This is a genomic window from Nonomuraea sp. K271 (assembly GCF_009908215.1).
Taxonomy (GTDB): domain Bacteria; phylum Actinomycetota; class Actinomycetes; order Streptosporangiales; family Streptosporangiaceae; genus Nonomuraea; species Nonomuraea longispora.
In genome coordinates this window covers 1-16,744 of sequence record NZ_JAAAHR010000200.1, presented here as the reverse complement: position 1 = coordinate 16,744, position 16,744 = coordinate 1, and the positions used below count along the sequence as shown (strand labels likewise).

At 69.4% G+C, this 16,744-nt stretch carries 15 protein-coding genes, 1 tRNA gene and 1 pseudogene; 5 read left to right on the top strand and 12 right to left on the bottom strand.

Annotation, left to right across the window (positions count from 1 at the left end; translation table 11 throughout):
* Nucleotide 1 precedes the first annotated feature (1 nt).
* Nucleotides 2-178, top strand: coding sequence for a VOC family protein (locus GUY59_RS51565; protein ID WP_442939075.1), 177 nt, complete (start codon nt 2-4; stop codon nt 176-178).
* Nucleotides 179-612: 434 nt separating this feature from the next.
* Here GUY59_RS51565 and GUY59_RS41135 read toward each other — a convergent pair whose 3' ends face one another.
* Both GUY59_RS41135 and GUY59_RS41130 read right to left on the bottom strand, forming a co-directional pair.
* Nucleotides 613-3,834 carry a S8 family peptidase gene (locus GUY59_RS41135; RefSeq protein ID WP_138207022.1) on the bottom strand — a complete coding sequence of 1,074 codons (3,222 nt, stop codon included), beginning with the start codon at nt 3,832-3,834 and terminating at the stop codon, nt 613-615.
* A 313-nt stretch (nt 3,835-4,147) separates the two neighbouring features.
* Nucleotides 4,148-4,645, bottom strand: coding sequence for an Imm21 family immunity protein (locus GUY59_RS41130; protein ID WP_138207020.1), 498 nt, complete (start codon nt 4,643-4,645; stop codon nt 4,148-4,150).
* Between the two features lie 301 nt (nt 4,646-4,946).
* Between GUY59_RS41130 and GUY59_RS41125 the strand changes: the two are divergent.
* Nucleotides 4,947-5,126 (top strand): annotated as a pseudogene (locus GUY59_RS41125) (site-specific integrase); the annotation flags it as partial.
* 58 nt (nt 5,127-5,184) lie between these two features.
* On the opposite strand, the gene GUY59_RS41120 reads toward GUY59_RS41125, so the two are convergent.
* From GUY59_RS41120 to GUY59_RS41090, 7 genes are all read right to left on the bottom strand, one after another.
* A tRNA-Val gene (locus GUY59_RS41120) sits at nt 5,185-5,256 on the bottom strand.
* 17 nt (nt 5,257-5,273) lie between these two features.
* Nucleotides 5,274-6,224: an ROK family protein gene (locus tag GUY59_RS41115; RefSeq protein ID WP_252375179.1), complete on the bottom strand. Its 951-nt coding sequence runs from the start codon at nt 6,222-6,224 to the stop codon at nt 5,274-5,276.
* A gap of 184 nt (nt 6,225-6,408) precedes the next feature.
* On the bottom strand, nt 6,409-6,720 hold the full coding sequence (locus GUY59_RS41110) for a hypothetical protein (RefSeq protein WP_138207016.1): 312 nt from the start codon (nt 6,718-6,720) through the stop codon (nt 6,409-6,411).
* Between the two features lie 14 nt (nt 6,721-6,734).
* The gene (locus tag GUY59_RS41105; protein ID WP_442939074.1) at nt 6,735-7,190 is read right to left on the bottom strand and encodes a peroxiredoxin; all 456 of its coding nucleotides are present in this window, start codon (nt 7,188-7,190) and stop codon (nt 6,735-6,737) included.
* A 33-nt stretch (nt 7,191-7,223) separates the two neighbouring features.
* Nucleotides 7,224-7,649: a DUF3052 domain-containing protein gene (locus GUY59_RS41100; protein ID WP_132336932.1), complete on the bottom strand. Its 426-nt coding sequence runs from the start codon at nt 7,647-7,649 to the stop codon at nt 7,224-7,226.
* Nucleotides 7,650-7,766: 117 nt separating this feature from the next.
* Complete coding sequence (locus GUY59_RS41095; protein ID WP_138207012.1) at nt 7,767-8,174, bottom strand: secondary thiamine-phosphate synthase enzyme YjbQ; 408 nt, start codon at nt 8,172-8,174, stop codon at nt 7,767-7,769.
* Nucleotides 8,175-8,183: 9 nt separating this feature from the next.
* Entirely contained in the window at nt 8,184-8,366 is a 183-nt protein-coding gene (locus GUY59_RS41090; protein ID WP_132336936.1) for a DUF1918 domain-containing protein, read from the bottom strand.
* Nucleotides 8,367-8,963: 597 nt separating this feature from the next.
* Here GUY59_RS41090 and aceE point away from each other — a divergent pair.
* From aceE to GUY59_RS41075, 3 genes are all read left to right on the top strand, one after another.
* A complete protein-coding gene (aceE, locus tag GUY59_RS41085) occupies nt 8,964-11,711 on the top strand; it encodes a pyruvate dehydrogenase (acetyl-transferring), homodimeric type (RefSeq protein ID WP_138207010.1) in 2,748 nt (915 codons plus the stop codon).
* Between the two features lie 154 nt (nt 11,712-11,865).
* Entirely contained in the window at nt 11,866-13,362 is a 1,497-nt protein-coding gene (locus GUY59_RS41080; protein ID WP_138207008.1) for an alpha/beta hydrolase, read from the top strand.
* Between the two features lie 10 nt (nt 13,363-13,372).
* Nucleotides 13,373-14,161 carry a maleylpyruvate isomerase family mycothiol-dependent enzyme gene (locus GUY59_RS41075; protein ID WP_161714969.1) on the top strand — a complete coding sequence of 263 codons (789 nt, stop codon included), beginning with the start codon at nt 13,373-13,375 and terminating at the stop codon, nt 14,159-14,161.
* Nucleotides 14,162-14,298: 137 nt separating this feature from the next.
* On the opposite strand, the gene GUY59_RS41070 is transcribed toward GUY59_RS41075, so the two are convergent.
* The 3 genes from GUY59_RS41070 to GUY59_RS41060 all read right to left on the bottom strand — a co-directional run bounded on the left by GUY59_RS41070 (nt 14,299) and on the right by GUY59_RS41060 (nt 16,617).
* Nucleotides 14,299-14,655, bottom strand: coding sequence for a VOC family protein (locus GUY59_RS41070; RefSeq protein WP_161714968.1), 357 nt, complete (start codon nt 14,653-14,655; stop codon nt 14,299-14,301).
* 92 nt (nt 14,656-14,747) lie between these two features.
* The gene (locus tag GUY59_RS41065; RefSeq protein WP_138207002.1) at nt 14,748-15,476 is read right to left on the bottom strand and encodes a helix-turn-helix transcriptional regulator; all 729 of its coding nucleotides are present in this window, start codon (nt 15,474-15,476) and stop codon (nt 14,748-14,750) included.
* Nucleotides 15,477-15,594: 118 nt separating this feature from the next.
* Nucleotides 15,595-16,617: a PHP domain-containing protein gene (locus GUY59_RS41060; protein WP_138207000.1), complete on the bottom strand. Its 1,023-nt coding sequence runs from the start codon at nt 16,615-16,617 to the stop codon at nt 15,595-15,597.
* Between the last annotated feature and the right edge of the window lie 127 nt (nt 16,618-16,744).

Below are 16,744 nucleotides of genomic sequence, written 5' to 3'. Positions count from 1 at the left end.
GGTGGGCTGCGCCGTGATCACGCTCGGGGTGAGCGACCTCGACGACATCCTGGCCCGCCTGGCTGCCCGCGGCATCGCCCACGAACCGGTGGAAACCTACAGCAACGGCGTACGTCACGTGGTCGTCCTGGACCCGGATGGAAACAGCCTCTCACTCGCCGAGGCACCCACTCAGTGAGGCCGTGTCCAAGCCTGCTTCGTCTTCGGCTTCTTCGACCCGAGAGCATCAGGACCCGATGTCAACCTTCCACCACGTCTGCTTCACCGTTCCTGATCTACAAGCAGCGATGAGCGACCTGTCCGCCGCCGCGGTCACCTGGCGCCGGCCCCGCGACGGGCGCATCGGGGACTGTGACTACCGCATCGCCTTCTCCGCCGACGGTCCCGCCTTCATCGAGCTCATCCAGGCCGCGCCTGGCGGGCCTTGGGACGACACCGGCGCGTCTCCCGACCCGCCCCTCCGAGCCCGACAAGGCGAACCCCGACGGCGCAGCCCGAGCATGCCCTCTCACGACGCCGTCGCCCATGCCCGGCCGGGCAGCGGAGGCAGCGGTTCGGCCAGGACGAAGCCGTCGGAGAGTACATGCTCCTCGCCACGTACCGAATGAGGCGTCAGCGCAAGCGGAAGGCTCGCTCCACGGTCTGCCTGACCGTGTTGCCCGCCGTGTCGCGCGCCGTGAGGCGGAGCGACGCGAACTCTCCCTGACGGGGAAGGATCGGAACGATCGCCTTCCAGGTGTCCTTGCCGGTGGGCACGACTATGGCCTTGCGCCACGAGGAGCCGTCACGCGACACCTCGACACCGATGCGGGACAGTGGCCGCGTCGCCCCGGTCATGCGCTCCAACCGCAGGGGCAGCACGAGGACCCCGGACCTGGCCGCGTTGTGCAGGTCGAGCTCGGGTGAGGCACGTAGCACGAACAGCGGCACGGGACCGGCACCCGAAGAGGTGAACGACCACTCCGTCCTGACCTTGGTGGACAACTCGCTGGCACTGGGGCTGACCGTGCCGTCCAGCACCAGCTGGAAACGCCCGGGACCGGACTCGACGGGGAAGGTCACCGTGCCGGGCAGCTTGTCGGCCGTTCCCACGACCTGGCCGTCACGCAGGAGCGTCGTGGTGCCGCCGCCGTAGTTGCTGCTCATGAGGGAGCGGCCAGGACGAGGCGGGTGCCACAGCGGTACGCGCGCGACCGTGAAGGCCTTGTCGTTCCTGGTCACGGTGGCGTTGCCCGGCAGGGCCGGGCCGACGACGCCCGTGTTCCACCGCTCCTTCTCGGTACGGCCGGCCCGGTAGGAGTCGGCCTCGGCGTGTTCGTCGGTCTGGTGGAGTCGCCCGGACGGCATCGTCTCGATGGAGCGCCGCCACGGCACGCCTGGCGTGAAGTACCAGGTCGGCGTGGCGGGCAGCGACACGACCGCCTGGCTCCACGAGGTGTAGGAACCGACGGGGCCGTCGGTGACGGGTCCCGCGCCGAACGCCCCCGTGGCGTCGGCCCGGAGGGTGGCCAGGTGTGCTCGTACGGTGCCCAGCTCGCGATCACGCACCCGCAACGCGCCCGGCACGGATCCCTCCCTGCGCAGCAGCAGGTTGTACTGGTAGGGCGTGTCGGTGAACGTGCCGTCCGGGCGCAGGGCCGCCAGCTGGCTGAACATCTCGAAGCGGAACCCGCGTGCCTTCCCCTCGGTGGGCGACACGCGGAAACGCAGCGGATCGGGCGGGACGTTCCGCGGCAGCGAGAAGCGGTCGAGGGAGAACCGAGCCCCCCACTGCCGGCCGTCCTGGCGGTCCTGGATGAAGGTGAAGGTCTCTCCGGCCGTCCTGGCATCGTCGTGGTCGGTTTCCACGTTCAGGAGCCTCGCGTCGCGGGCATCGAAGACGAGCTCCCGGTTTTCCTTGACCTCCAGTCCGGGGACCGGCACCACGCTCAGCTCCTGGTGACCGTCGGGGAACCTGGTCCGCAGCACGGCATAGGCCAGGTAGCGGCCCGCGGGCACGCGGACGGGTCCCTCGCTGTCGCCGTGGTTGACGCCGATGCTGATGAGAGGGCCGCCGTCTTCCGGCATGAGCGTCATCGGCATGAAGTCGTCCGGACGGTCGGGAACCGTACCGAGCTGGTCGATCATCTTCACGTGCAGGTCGTAGCTCTCCACCTCGGTGGAGAGATTGACCAGGGTGGAGACGGTGACGCCGCCGCCCGTCGCGGTGATGCGCCCGGGGAAGGCACCAGGACGGGACGACTTCACCTGCGCGGTGACGGTGACCGCCGCGGTGTCGTTCGCGGGGACGGTCACCTGCGTCGCGCCCAGCTCGTACACGCCCTCGGGCGCTTCCAGAGCAAGGTCGAGTGTCACCGGCGCGGTGCCGGAGTTGCGGTAGGTGAGGGTGCGTTCGATGGGTTCGTCGTCATACGGCCAGCGCAGGTGCCCGAAGGACAACGTGCCCGTGTCGGCGGCGACGGTCTGCTTGACGGCCTTGGCGACGTCCATCCGCCCGGCTCCGTTGTCGGTGAGTGGCCCACCCGGCTTGACCGAGCCGACCATGCTCGCCTTGAGCTGCTGCCACGTCCAGTCGGGGTGCTGCTGGGCCAGGATGGCGGCGGCGCCGGCGACGTGCGGGGCGGCCATCGAGGTGCCGGAGTACGCGATGTGGCCGGTCGTACCGGCCTGGGCGGCGGTGATGTCCACGCCGGGGGCGGTCAGGTCAGGCTTGATCGCGAAGTCCGCCACGCGGGGGCCGCGGCTGGAGAAGCCGGCGAGCTCGTCCTCGGAGTCCACCGCGCCCACCGTGAGCGCCGAGTCGGCGCTGCCCGGGCTGCCGAGCGTGCTCGCGCCCGGCCCGTCGTTCCCCGCGGCGATCACGAAGAGCACGCCGCTGTCGGCGGAGATGTGCTCGACGGCCTGCTCCAGCGGGTCGAGTCCGGGTTCGTCCGGGTGGCCGAGGCTCAGGTTGACGATCTTGGCGCCCTGCCGGGCGGCCCATTCCATGCCGGCGATGATGCCGGAGGCGTTGCCGCTTCCGCGGTCGTCCAGCACCTTGCCGCTGAGCAGCCGGGCTCCAGGCGCGACGCCCTTGCGCGCGGGCGTCCCCGCGACCCCCTGACCGGCGATCGTGGCGGCGACATGGGTGCCGTGGCCGTTCCGGTCGACGGCGTCCTCGCTGTCGGTGAAGTTCTGGGCGGCCTCCACCCGGCCGGCGAGGTCAGGGTGCTTGTCATCGACGCCGGTGTCCAGAACGGCCACCTTGACGCCCTCACCGGTGAACCCGATCTGCCAGGCCTCGGGCGCGCCGATCCGCGGAACGCTGCGGTCGAGCGAGGCCTTGACGGGCGCGTCCAGCCACACCTTCGCCACCGAGCTGTCCTGGCCGAGCTGCCCCCACACCGCCCGCTCGCGCGGAGCGGTGGCCGCCACGGCGTTGATCGAGGTCAGCGTACGGGCGCCGGCCAAGGACGCCTTGGGCGCGGCCCCGTCCCGATACTGCACGATCAGCGGCAGTCCCTTGACCGAGGCGTCATCCAGCCCGGCCGCGATCAGGCGGGGAACCTGGAAGAGGCTGCGGTCCAGCACGCCCCTGGCCACGTCGCCGGCGACGTCCAGCGGGATGAGCGTCCAGTCGTCCTTGGTGCCCTCCGTGACGTACCGGACGTCCTTCCTACCGGGACCCGCATCGAAGCCGACCCGGTCACCGTCCACGGTCACGCGGTCTCCGGTGATCAGCGTCACGCTCTTGGCGGCGGCCGGGTCGGTCGGTGGAGTGTCCGCGACGGCCGGGGGGACCACGGCCAGGGGGATCGCCAGCGCGACCACCGCAAGGAGCGTTCTGGCTAACACAGTCGTTTCCTCCTCATAGGGCATGAGGAGTCAAGCAGGGGAGCGCTTGCACGATCAAGCAGCTTGGGTGGCGTCATCAGTCATGGCGCATGTACGACACCACGCCTGGACCCCGCAGCCGGTGAGTGGGCGGTTGCGGACCGCGGCGCGAGCAAGTAGCGCGCCGACCTCACCGGCAAGGCCCACCGACACAACTTGGCGTCCCTGCTCTCGGGCCGAGAGGTCGCCGGCATGCGGCTGGAGACCTCATCCGAGCCGATCGAACATGATCACCCGCTTCAGGCAATGGACAGGCTGCATGACCAGAATCGCTCTAGGCAACCGCCACGAGGCGGTAGCAACGAAAGCACGTGTGTTCGTCCGGCCTGACCTCCCCACAATCCACCCGATACCGGCCCGGCACGATCTCCACGCTGATCGCTTCCACGTCCATGGCGCCCCGTACCTGGTCGATCTGAATCTCGGCTCCCGGTACGGCGGCATCGAGCAGCACCATCGACCCACCGAAGTCCATGGCCGGACCCTGCTCCCAAGTGACATCGCCCAGGTCCGACACCGCCTGCTCCACGTCGCAATCGGGATCGCCGTAGACCCACTGCACGAACATTCTCAGCCGCTGGAAGTACGTGATACTCGTGGGCTCGTCCCAGAAAACCAAGGCCGGCTCGCCTGCGCCGAACCGGATCACTCCACAATCGTCGACCGCACATGCCAACTCGTAGTCGTCACCCCTCGCACCGGTCCACTCGTTCAGCGCCTTCTCCGCCACGAGTACCAACGGCCCACCCGAGGACTCCGCCCAGATCTGCACAACCCTCCTCTTGCCCGGATGACTACGGCGATGAGATCACACACCACCACCGCCCTCAAGCCGACGCAGGGGGAATGCGGCCTTGACGTGCCGCGAGTGAGGGGCTACGGAGATTCCGGACAGCCCGTCACCATGCGCGCCGCGAGCCCGGAGAGCGGTACCGGCGAGTCACGTTACTCGGTGAGCCAGTGACCCCTCGCTTGCAAGTCACTCCTCTCGCCGTTCTCGCGCAGGCGGAGAAGAGCGGCGAGCGCATGCGGGCCTACATCGTCTTGTCCCTGCTGATCGGCGGGAGCGGTCACCTCGCGAGCTACGGCACACCTTTGTGTCCGTGCTGTCGGACTCCGGCGTCCCCATAGAGGACATCTCGCGCCTGGTCGGCCACTCCGACACGGTGGTCACCGAGACGGTCTATCGGCACCAGATCCGGCCCGTGATCATGCTGGGAGCTGCGGCGATGGACAAGATCTTCAGAAGTTGATCCCTCTGTTTGTCCCTCAGAGGGCATTTGAAGATCGCAGCACAGGTGTTCTCGCAGGTGGGCGGTACTGGGTTCGAACCAGTGACCCCTCGCTTGTAAGGCGAGTGCTCTACCGCTGAGCTAACCGCCCCTGATCGGCACTACACCTTACGACACCATCGGCGCCGATCGCACATCCACCGTCCACTCCGGACCCAGCTCAGGACGGCCTGCCGCGCGCCACCCGAGAAGGGCGGCCCCCAGCATCCCCGCGTCCACCCCGAGCGCCGCCGGCACCAGGGGTGGGGCGTCGCGGAAGGCCAGGCGCTTGACCAGGCGGGTGCGTACCGGGTCGAAGAGGGCGGGGCCCGCTTCGGCCAGGCCGCCGCCGAGGACGATCAGGGAGGGGTCCAGCAGCAGTGTGTACGTGGCCAGCGCCAGCGACAGGGCCTCCACGGCCTCGTCCCATACTTCGATGGCGATCGGGTCGTCGGAGGAGACCACCTGTTCGGCCTTGACGCCTTCCACGCCCGCCCGCTCGCTGTAGCGCCGCCCCACCGAGGCGGCCGAGGCGTACGTCTCCAGGCAGCCGAACTGGCCGCACGCGCACTCTTCGCCGTCCGGGAAGACGGGGGTGTGGCCGATCTCGCCGGCCCAGCCGGCGGAGCCGCCGTACGGTTCTCCGTGGACGATCGAGGCGCCGGCGATGCCCGTGCCGATGGGCAGGAAGAGGAAGTCGGAGACGCCGCGGCCCGCGCCGAGGGTGCTCTCCGCGAGCCCGCCCGTGCGTACGTCGTGCCCGAGCATGACCGGGATGTCCAGAGTGGTGAAGTCCGTGGCGGGGACGTCGCGCCAGCCCAGGTTGGCGGCGTAGACGGCGGAATTGTCGGACACCAGTCCGGGTACGGCCAGGCCGACGCCCGCCGGGATGCCTTCGCCCGAGCCGGCCAGGTGGGCGATGAAACCCGAGATCGCGGCCACGACCGCCTCCGGGCCCTCCTCCCGTGGGGTCGGGCGCCGCTCGCTCAGCAGCACCGCGCCGGACTCGCTGACCAGGCCGCCCTTCATGGACGTGCCACCGACGTCGAGCGCTACGACGAACGAACTCTTTGCGGACACGGAAGGAGACGATAGCGCAGCTCAGCAAATGTCCGGAAAGTTCTCATGGAAGCGCCGACCGTGGCGTGCGCCCCGAAGCGCCCCAGCCCCCGCGTACGGGCCCGCGAGCCCGCGACCGTCACCCAAGAGGCCACGCCTTACCACCGACCGCTCAGGCGCGGCTCAGGCGCGACCCAGCAGCGGCTCAGGCGCGTCCGAGCACCCTGTTGAGTGCGGCCTCCACCTCCGCGGAGAGCCCAGGCGGAGGCGGCACCGAGACGGTGAGCGTGTCGGAGCGGGCCATCCGCACGGCCCCGCAGGACCGGCACTCCACTTCGCCGAGCCGGCAGATCAGCGTCGTGGACCCGCAGGTGGAGCACGAGTCCAGGTCGTGGTCGTGCAGCCGTTGACAGTCCGGGCAGATCAGCACCTGGGACTCGTCGCGCACCCCGCGCTGCCACGGGCTGGCGCCGCGCACCGGGTCGGTCTGCCGGGCCCCGCAGCGGTAGCAGGGCATGTTTTCCTCCGAAGTCAGGAAATGTCGGCGAGTGCCTTCACGTAGTCGGCGACGTCACGTGCGGTGGAGGTCGGGTTAACCACCTTCCACCGGATCACGCCCTCGCCGTCGATGATGAAGGTCCCCCGTAGCGCGAGCCCCTTCGCTTCATCAAAGACACCGTACGCCCGCGCGACCTGTCCGTGTGGCCAGAAATCGGAGAGGAGCGCGAACGTGTAACCCTCACGATCCGCCCATGCGCGGTGCGTGAACATGGAGTCGACGGAGACGGTCAGCAGGTGTGCCCCGTCGAGCGGGCTGTCGCGCAACGCGGACAGCTCGCCGTGGCAGATCCCGCTGAAGGCGAGCGGGTAGAAGACCAGCACGACATTGGCGCCCCGGAACTGGGACAGGCGCACCGGCGTGCCGTGCTGGTCCTGCAGCTCGAAATCAGGAGCCTGGGCGCCGACCTCGGCAGGATGTGCGTTCACGTGAACCATCCTGCCGTACGGGCGCTCGGGCTCCTACCGTCCTTTGGGCGTCACGAGCCTCGTGCCTGACCAGTCGGGGGCGGCGGAGATGCTGCTGGTCTGCGAGAGACCCGCGGTCGTGGCATCCTCCCCGATGTCGCTCGGCTCCACGTGGCCATCGCGCCCGGCCTTGGGAGTCAGCAGCCAGATCTGGCCGCCCTTGGCGAGTGATCGCATGGCGTTGGTCAGTGCGTCGAAGAGGTCTCCGTCGCCGTCGCGCCACCACAGCAGCGCCACGTCGACGACGTCGTCACTCTCCTCGTCCAGCAGCTCATTGCCGGTCAGGTCTTCGATGGAGTCACGAAGCTCGTCGTCGACGTCCTCGTCCCAACCGATTTCCTGCACCACCTGACCCGGCTTGAGGCCGAGTCGTTCGGCCAGGCCGCGCTCGCCCTGCGCCTGACCCGCGGTCGCGCTCACGTTTATCCCTCCTGCTTGAGTGGCCCCGCTTATGCGGTTTATCGCTTCGGCACAGTCCACACGCTGTGACCCTCGGTCGTCAACGGTCGCCACGGGTACGGCCGTGGTCGGCCAGAATCAATCAGACAAAAACGACAGGCGAACCTGGCGTTGCGGGTTGTCGATGTTCAGGTCGACCAGCGCCACCGACTGCCAGGTGCCCAGCGCCATTCTCCCGCCCAGCACGGGGATCGTGGCATAGGGCGGGATCAGCGCGGGCATCACATGTGACCTTCCGTGCCCGGCCGAACCGTGGGCGTGACGCCAGCGGTCGTCGGACGGCAGCAGGTCGCGCAGCGCGGCGAGCAGGTCGTCGTCGCTGCCCGAGCCCACCTCGAGCAGGGCGACCCCGGCGGTGGCGTGCGGCACGAAAATGTGCAGCAGACCGTCTCCGCCCTGCCCTCGCACAAAGTCGGCGCATTCGGCCGTGATGTCGTGCACCGTCTCTCGTGAACCGGTGGTCACAGAGATGATTTCAGATCTCACAGGAAAATCTTACTTAGGGACAACGACCGCATCAGGACCGGGAAACACCAGCCCCGTGTGGCCGTCATCGAACCGCACCATGTAGGGAGGCCCGCCGTCCGGGCCGTGGACCTCCACGATTACCCCGATCCGGTCCCTTTCGCCAACGGTATTCCCGTGCACCAGGAGCCGGTCGCCTACCGTCGCATTCATACCTCCAGACTGATACTCCGAAGGCCGCAGGAAAAGACCGTATCCGGAGACAAGGGACTTTTTGCCCGCCAAGCTCGGGCAAGACGAATGATGACCAAAACGTTACGTGGAGCGGACCGTGGCGACCGGCGTGCCGGACCCCGATTCCCCTCTGAGCGAACAACAAGCGCCGCCGACGCGACGCCGGCCCTCGCACACGTCTTTATACGCGCGCGCGAGACACCCCTCTCCGGAGGGTACGACCACCCGCCCCCTGCCGGGAGGCGCAGGGCAAGGGGGCTAGACTCGCGCGGCACGGCGCCAGGACGTGTACCCCCGCCCCTCCAGGGCAGGTTTCCCGTAACGACGCCGACGACCCCGGAACCACCTCAAGACATTGAGCGAAATTTCGTCAGTTTTCCTGTCTTGTTAATTTGCTCCTGGGATGTAATCTGTGGCGAGATTCGTCCTACCATCGGTGGTCTAGGCCATCGGCACCCCTCCTGCCAGCAGGGACACCCTGGTTACCGGCGAGTAGAGATGCGTTTTCTCCGACTAGCGACCAGGATGGAAGGCGACCCAGACCAGTCATCAGTCCACCTCGGAAGGCGAGACCCAGTGGCTTCCGGACGCCAGCGATTCTCGATCATCAGCGACGGCCTACCCAGCCAGTTGCCTGATGTCGATCCCAGTGAGACCAACGAGTGGCTCGAGTCTCTCGACAACGTCGTCAAGACCGAAGGCCGCACCAGAGCCCGCTACCTCATGCTCCGCATGCTCGAGCGGGCCCGCGAGCACCAGGTCGGCGTGCCGGGCTTGCGCAGCACCGACTACATCAACACGATCCCGCCGGAGCGCGAGCCGTGGTTCCCGGGTGACGAGCACGTCGAACGCCGCATCCGCGCCTACATCCGCTGGAACGCGGCCATCATGGTGTCGAGGGCCAACGCCCGCACCAACGTGGGCGGGCACATCGCCACCTACGCCTCGGCCGCCTCGCTCTACGAGGTGGGCTTCAACCACTTCTTCCGCGGCAAGGACCACGGCGAGTCGGGCGACCAGGTCTTCTTCCAGGGGCACGCCGCGCCGGGCATCTACGCCCGCGCCTTCCTCGAGGGCCGGCTCAACGAGTCCCAGCTCGACGCGTTCCGTCAGGAGCTGTCGCACGGCTTCCACGGACTGCCCTCCTATCCCCATCCGCGGCTGTTGCCTGACTTCTGGGAGTTCCCGACCGTCTCCATGGGCCTCGGCCCGATCGGCGCGATCTACCAGGCGCGGTTCAACCGCTACCTGCTCAACCGGCAGATCAAGGACACCAGCCGCAGCCACGTGTGGGCGTTCCTCGGCGACGGCGAGATGGACGAGCCCGAGTCGCTCGGAGCCATCGGCCTGGCGGCGCGCGAGGAGCTCGACAACCTGACGTTCGTGATCAACTGCAACCTGCAGCGGCTCGACGGCCCGGTCCGCGGCAACGGCAAGATCATCCAGGAGCTGGAGTCCTACTTCCGCGGCGCCGGCTGGAACGTCATCAAGGTCGTGTGGGGCCGCGACTGGGACCCGCTGCTGGCGGCCGACGTCGACGGCGTGCTGGTCAACCAGATGAACACGACGCCCGACGGCCAGTTCCAGACCTACTCGGTCGAGTCGGGCGCCTACATCCGCGAGCACTTCTTCGGCTCCGACCCGCGCCTGCGCAAGATGGCCGAGCACCTGACCGACGACGACATCCGCAAGCTGTCGCGCGGCGGCCACGACTACCGCAAGGTCTACGCCGCGTTCAAGGCGGCCCGCGAGCACGTCGGCCAGCCGACCGTGATCCTCGCCCAGACCATCAAGGGCTGGACGCTGGGCAAGGACTTCGAGGCGCGCAACGCCACCCACCAGATGAAGAAGCTCACCAAGGCCGAGCTCAAGGAGTTCCGCGACCGGCTCTACCTGCCGATCCCCGACTCCGCACTCGAGGGCGAGCTGCCACCCTACTTCCACCCGGGCGAGAACGACCCCGAGATCCAGTACATGATGGAGCGCCGCGCCGCGCTCGGCGGTGTGCTCCCCAAACGGGTCGTCCGCGCCAAGCCGGTCAAACTGCCCGGCGACGAAGTCTACTCCACCTTCCAGAAGGGTTCGGGCAAGCAGCAGGTCGCCACCACCATGGCGTTCGTGCGCCTGCTGAAGGACCTCATGCGCGACAAGGAGATCGGCCACAGGTTCGTGCCGATCATCCCCGACGAGGCCCGTACGTTCGGCCTCGACGCCATGTTCCCGACGGCGAAGATCTACTCGCCGCACGGCCAGACCTACGAGGCCGTCGACAGGGAGCTGCTGCTGTCGTACAAGGAGGCGGTGCAGGGGCAGATCCTGCACGAGGGCATCAGCGAGTCGGGCTCGATGGCCTCGACCATCGCCGCCGGCACGTCGTACGCCACCCACGGCGAGCACATGATCCCGATCTACATCTTCTACTCGATGTTCGGGTTCCAGCGCACCGGCGACCAGATGTGGGCCATGGGCGACCAGATGGGGCGCGGTTTCCTGCTCGGCGCCACCGCCGGCCGCACCACGCTCAACGGCGAGGGCCTGCAGCACGAGGACGGCCACACGCCGCTCATCGGCTCGACCAACCCGTCCGCGGTCATCTACGACCCGTCCTGGGCGTTCGAGGTGGCCCACATCGTCAAGGACGGCCTCAGGAGGATGTACGGCGACCAGCCGGAGGACATCTTCTACTACCTGACCGTCTACAACGAGCCCTACCTGCAGCCGGCGCAGCCCGCGCACATCGACGTGCAGGGCCTGCTCAAGGGCCTCTACAAGTTCGCCGAAGGGCCGCAGACGCAGGGCCCGAAGGCCAACATCCTGTCCTCCGGCGTCGCCGGGCCGTGGGCGATGGAGGCGCAGCGGCTGCTCGCCGAGGACTGGGGCGTGTCGGCCGACGTGTGGTCGGCGACGTCGTGGACCGAGCTGCGCCGCGAGGCCCTGGCCTGCGAGGAGCACAACCTCCTCAACCCCGACGCCGAGCGGCGCGTGCCCTACGTGACGCAGGCGTTGTCGCAGGCGCGCGGGCCGTTCGTGGGCGTCAGCGACTACATGAAGGCCGTACAGGACCAGATCGCGCAGTGGGTGCCGGGTGGCTGGTCCTCGCTGGGCACCGACGGGTACGGCCTGTCCGACACCCGCTCGGCGCTGCGCCGCCACTTCCACGTGGACGCGGCGTCGATCACGCTGGCCGTGCTGTCCAGCCTGGTCGGGCAGGGCGAGCTCGGCGGCGAGGTGCTGCGCGAGGCCATCGCCCGCTACCACCTGAAGAACGGCGTCACCGAGGCGGGCGGCGCCGAGAGCAACGACACCCAGTCGATGGGCGTCTGAACCGTCGATCACGGCGCTCCCGCGAGGTCCTCGCGGGAGCGCCGTCGTCGCGGCGCGACCAGGGTGGATACGCGCCGCCTCACCCGGGTTTGGTGCACCGTCACGTATTGTGGGCACTACTTCCCCCTGAGAGACGAGGGGAAGATCCATCGATATGCGACGTGTCCTAGCCGCCGCCCTGCTCGTGACCGCCACGGGCTGCTCCACCGCCCCCGCCGAACCCGCCACGGACGCTCCCGGCGAAACCGCGACGATCGACTGGGGGGCCTGCACCGACCTCGAGCGCCCCGACGGTGAACCTCCCGCCCGCCAGGACGCCTCCGTGCGGTGCGGCACGCTCGCGGTGCCGCTCGACTACTCCAAGCCCGAAGGCGAGCAGCTGAACCTGGCGCTGATCAAGCTGCCGGCCACCGGCAAGGGCAAGCGGCTCGGATCCGTGGTGTTCAACTTCGGCGGCCCCGGCGCGTCCGGCGTCGACACGCTCGACCAGGCGGCCAAGGCGCTCACCACGCTGCGCACCCGCTACGACCTGATCAGCTTCGACCCGCGCGGCGTCGACCGCAGCTCCGGGGTACGCTGCGGCGACGCCTCCGAGCTCGAGACGTTCACCTCGCTCAACACGCTGCCCCCCGGGGAGGAGACGCGCCGGCGCACCACGGCGGCCAACAAGAGGTTCGCCGAGCTCTGCCAGCGCGACTCCGGCAAGATCCTCCCCCATGTCGGCACCGTGAACGCCGCCCGCGACATGGACCGCATCCGCGCCGCCGTGGGCGACTCCAAGCTCAACTACGTCGGCATGTCGTACGGCACCCAGCTCGGCGCCGTCTACGCCACCGAGTTCCCTCACAGCGTGGGCCGGATGGTGCTCGACGCGCCGCTCGACCCGACCGTCTCGTTCGAGCAGCGCACGCTGGCGCAGACGCGCGGCTTCCAGCAGGCGTACGAGAGCTTCCTGCGGTCGTGCGTGAAGTCCACGTGCGCGCTCGGCAAGGACGAGGCCACCGCCAACAGCAACGTCGAGAACCTGCTCATGCGCCTGACCACCAAGCCACTGAACGTCCACGGCCGCACGCTGACGCAGGGGCTGGCCTCCACCGCCGTGGCCGCCGCGCTCTACTCCGAGCTGACCTGGCCGTTCCTGGAGCAGGCGCTCAGCGAGGGGCTCAAGGGCAACGGTGAGGCGCTGCTCTACCTCGCCGACAACTACACCGGGCGCAAGGAGGACGGCGCCTACTCCACGCAGATGACGAGCTTCCCCGCCATCACCTGCGCCGACACCGCCGAGCGGCCCAGCGAGGCCGAGCTGCGGCGCACCGAGGCGGCCGCGTTGAAAATCTCGCCGCTGTTCGGCAGCGAGGGCTCGGGCGGGCTGTGCCGGGTCTGGCCGGTCAAGGGCAGCGACCAGGCGCGGCGCGTGGACGCCTCCGGGTCCGCGCCGATCGTGGTGGTGGGCGGCAAGGGCGACCCGGCCACGCCGTACCAGTGGGCGCCCAAGCTGACCTCGCAGCTCGGGACGGCCACGCTGGTGACGTACGAGGGCGAGGGGCACGGGGCGTACCTGTCGGGCAGCAAGTGCGTGCACGAGCTCGTGGACACGTACCTGATCGACGGCAAGGTTCCGCAGAAGGGCGCCACGTGCCCGGCGGCCTAGGCTGGGTCAGGTGACGGAGAACAACGCGCGGAGCGCGGACCAGGCGACGGAGAACGACGCTGGAGGCGGGCGGACCGCTCACATCGAGACGGAGGCCGCGCGCCTGGCGGCCCTGGCCGGTGACCTGTCCGTCCCGGTGCCGACGTGCCCGGGATGGACGATCGCCGACCTGATCACGCACGTCGGCCGGACCCACCGCTGGGCGGTCCACGTGCTGCGCAATCAGGTGCGGGAGAAGATCTGGTCGCGGCAGGTGCCGAGCGGGCTGGCCGAGGGGCAGAGCGGCGACGCCGCCTGGCTGATGGAGGGAGCCGCCGAGCTGCTGGACACGCTGCGCACCACCGATCCCGAGCTGGAGGTGTGGACGTGGGGCCCGGACCGGCGGGCCGCGTGGTGGCCGCGCCGGATGCACTTCGAGCTGGTGGTGCACCGGGTCGACGCCGAGCTCGCGCTCGGCCTCGACCCGGTCGTCCCGACGGGGGTCGCCACCGACGGCGTCGAGGAGTTCCTGCACAACCTGCCGCACGCCGTATGGGTCACCCGGTCACTGGCCGGGCTCGGCATGGAGGGGGCCACGATCCACCTGCACGCGAGCGACGGCGAGGGCGAGTGGACCATCACGCAGGGCCCCGCCGGGAAGATCACCTGGGCGCGCGGCCACGCGAAGGGCGACGCCGCGGTCCAGGGCCCGGTGTCGGAGCTGCTGCTCATGATCTATGGCAGGCGCTCACCCGGCGACCTGACCGTGCACGGCGACCGCGAGCTTCTCGACCGCTGGCTGGCCGCCGTCGACTTCTGACGAGAGCCCTGGACGCGCCGCCGCTCGGCGATCGGCGGCGTGTCCAGGGCGTCAAGGTGATCCGCTCCGCGCGGAGCGGCCCGTGGCGGGGGCCGGTGGTCGCGGGGAAGGCGCTTCCCCGGCCAGCGCCCGGATGATCACCTGCGGTGGAAGACTCCGAAGACGCTGCCGGACACGTCGCTCACATAGGCGAAGTCGGTGCCGGCGCCGTCGTCGATCACCTTCATCACCACCTTGCCGCCCAGCGACTCGCTCTTGGCGCAGGTCGCCTCGACGTCAGCCACCTGAACGTGGAAGATCGCATGGTCGGGGAACTCCCCCTTGGTGTTGAACAGCCCGCCCATCGGCCGGCCGGTGCCCGGCCCGCTGATCGTGCGGTAGTCGATCGGGCCGCCCTCACCGGTGAACTGCCAGCCGAACAGGCCGCCGTAGAAGCGCTGGGCGCCCTCGGGGTCGTCGGTCGCGACCTCGAACCATGTCACCGTGTTGTCCATCATCGTCTCCTCATCTGTCGAACAGGACAACGATCTAACGGCCGGGCGACAACCCTATGTCGGTGTTTCCTCTTGATTTTTCGATCGGATGTTCAGTCGAGCGCGGTGCCGTGGACGACCATCTCGGGCACGTCGGTGGCGAACCCTTCGAGGGGGCGCTCGGGACAGCGCTCGGCGGTGACGGTGGCGGAGGCGATGCGGTCGAGGCGGAAGACGCGTACGTCGTCGCGGAGCCGGCACCACGCCACGAGATACCAGAAACCGCCGCGCCCGCCCAGGAACACGCCCGGCTCGACGTCGCGCGTGGTCAGCGCGCCCTTGGCGTCGGCGTAGTCGAGGCGGAGCACGCGGCGGCGCAGCAGCGCCTCCTCGATGGCGCGGGAGACGCCCTCGGCACCGAGCGGCTGGACGCCGGCGGCGGGCTGGTCGGGCGGCTGGACGAGCTGCACCCTCCGGGCCAGCTCACGGGCGAGCTCGCCCTCGGGCCCCGGCATCGCCGCCACGACCTTGCGTAACGCGCTGCGGGCCTGGCGGCCGAAGGGCTGGTCGCCGGCCCGGCTGAGGGCGACCGCGATCGCCACCGCCTCGGCGGGGCTGAAGTTGAGCGGGGGAAGGGACATCTTCTTGTCGATCGCGTAACCGCCCTTGCGGCCCTGCTGGGCGTAGATCGGGACGCCGGACTCCTGCAGCGCGGTGATGTCGCGCTCGATCGTGCGCACGCTCACCTCGAACCGCTCGGCGAGCTCGCGGGCGGAGCGGCAGCGTGGCGCGATGGCGCGCAGGTCTTCGACGAGCGCGTAGAGCCGGTCGGTACGGTTCACAGCCGCGACGCTACGCCGGGCGACCGACAATCGCGGGCCCCCGCGGCGCCCGGCAACCCCTGCCTCACCGTACGACTACAAAGATCTGACGGCCGGGGGGAGGGCGCCCGGGGAACCGTCAGGCCCGGGTCCAGTCGAGGAGCCTGTCCAGGGGCCAGGTGTTGACGATCCGCTCCGCCTCGATACCGCACATGGCGGCCCGCTCGCAGCCGTACCGCTGCCAGTCGAGTTGCCCAGGGGCGTGCGCGTCGGAGTCAATCGCGAACACGCACCCCATCTCGTACGCCAGCCGCATCAGCCGCTTGGGCGGGTCGAGCCGGTCGGGCCGCGAGTTGATCTCGACCGCCACCCCGAACCGTCGGCACGCCTCGAAGACCAACTCCGCCTCGAACTCCGACTCAGGCCTGCGCTCCCCGCGCCGCCCGCCGGCCCGCACCACCCGGCCGGTGCAGTGCCCCAGCACGTCCACAAGGGGGTCGGCGACGGCGGTGACCATCCTGCGGGTCATGCCGCCGGCGTCCATCCGGAGTTTGGAGTGCACGCTCGCCACCACCACGTCGAGCCGTTCGAGCAGTTCCCTGTCCTGGTCGAGCGAGCCGTCCGGGTTGATGTCGACCTCGATGCCGGTCAGGATCCTGAACGGGGCCAGGCGCTCGTTCAGCTCTGCCACCACCGCGAGCTGGCGTTCCAGGCGCTCGGCCGAGAGGCCCTTGGCCACCGTCAGGCGGGGGGAGTGGTCGGTCAGCGCCAGATATCCGTGGCCGAGCCGGGCGGCGGTCTCGGCCATCTCCTCGATCGGCGACCCGCCGTCCGACCAGTCGGAGTGGCTGTGCAGATCACCTTGCAGCGCGCTGCGCAGCGCGGCGGTCTCGGCGTCGAGCTCGACCCCCTCCGTTGCGCGCAACCGCCGCAGGTAGGTCGGAACCTGACCTTCGAAACTTTCGTTGACCACAAGAAGGGTGACCTTGCCGATGCCCGGCAGGTCGGCGAGGCCACCGGTACGGACCAACCGGCCGAGCTCGTCCTCGGGGAGGTCGGCGACGACCGCGGCGGCGCGGCGGAACGCCCGTACACGGTAGGTCGGCTCGCCGGCGCGTTCCAGCAGAAAGGCGATCTCACGCAGGGCCAGGACCGGATCCATACACCCTCCATAGCCGAAATAAATTGAGATGCACTAATTACTCATTGAACACGGACGGTCGCCGCCGCTAGAGTAATCGGCTCATGAAAGCAGGAGCTTGATGGCACCACCGCCGCCCACCCACCAC

What these genes read in the sequence shown, in the direction of transcription:
- GUY59_RS41080 (WP_138207008.1), top strand. Translation starts at nt 11,866, where the DNA reads ATGCGACGTGTCCTAGCCGCCGCCCTGCTCGTGACCGCCACGGGCTGC.
- GUY59_RS41110 (WP_138207016.1), bottom strand. Translation starts at nt 6,720, where the DNA reads ATGCCCTGCTACCGCTGCGGGGCCCGGCAGACCGACCCGGTGCGCGGC.
- GUY59_RS41070 (WP_161714968.1), bottom strand. Translation starts at nt 14,655, where the DNA reads ATGGACAACACGGTGACATGGTTCGAGGTCGCGACCGACGACCCCGAG.
- GUY59_RS41060 (WP_138207000.1), bottom strand. Translation starts at nt 16,617, where the DNA reads ATGGATCCGGTCCTGGCCCTGCGTGAGATCGCCTTTCTGCTGGAACGC.
- GUY59_RS41090 (WP_132336936.1), bottom strand. Translation starts at nt 8,366, where the DNA reads ATGAATGCGACGGTAGGCGACCGGCTCCTGGTGCACGGGAATACCGTT.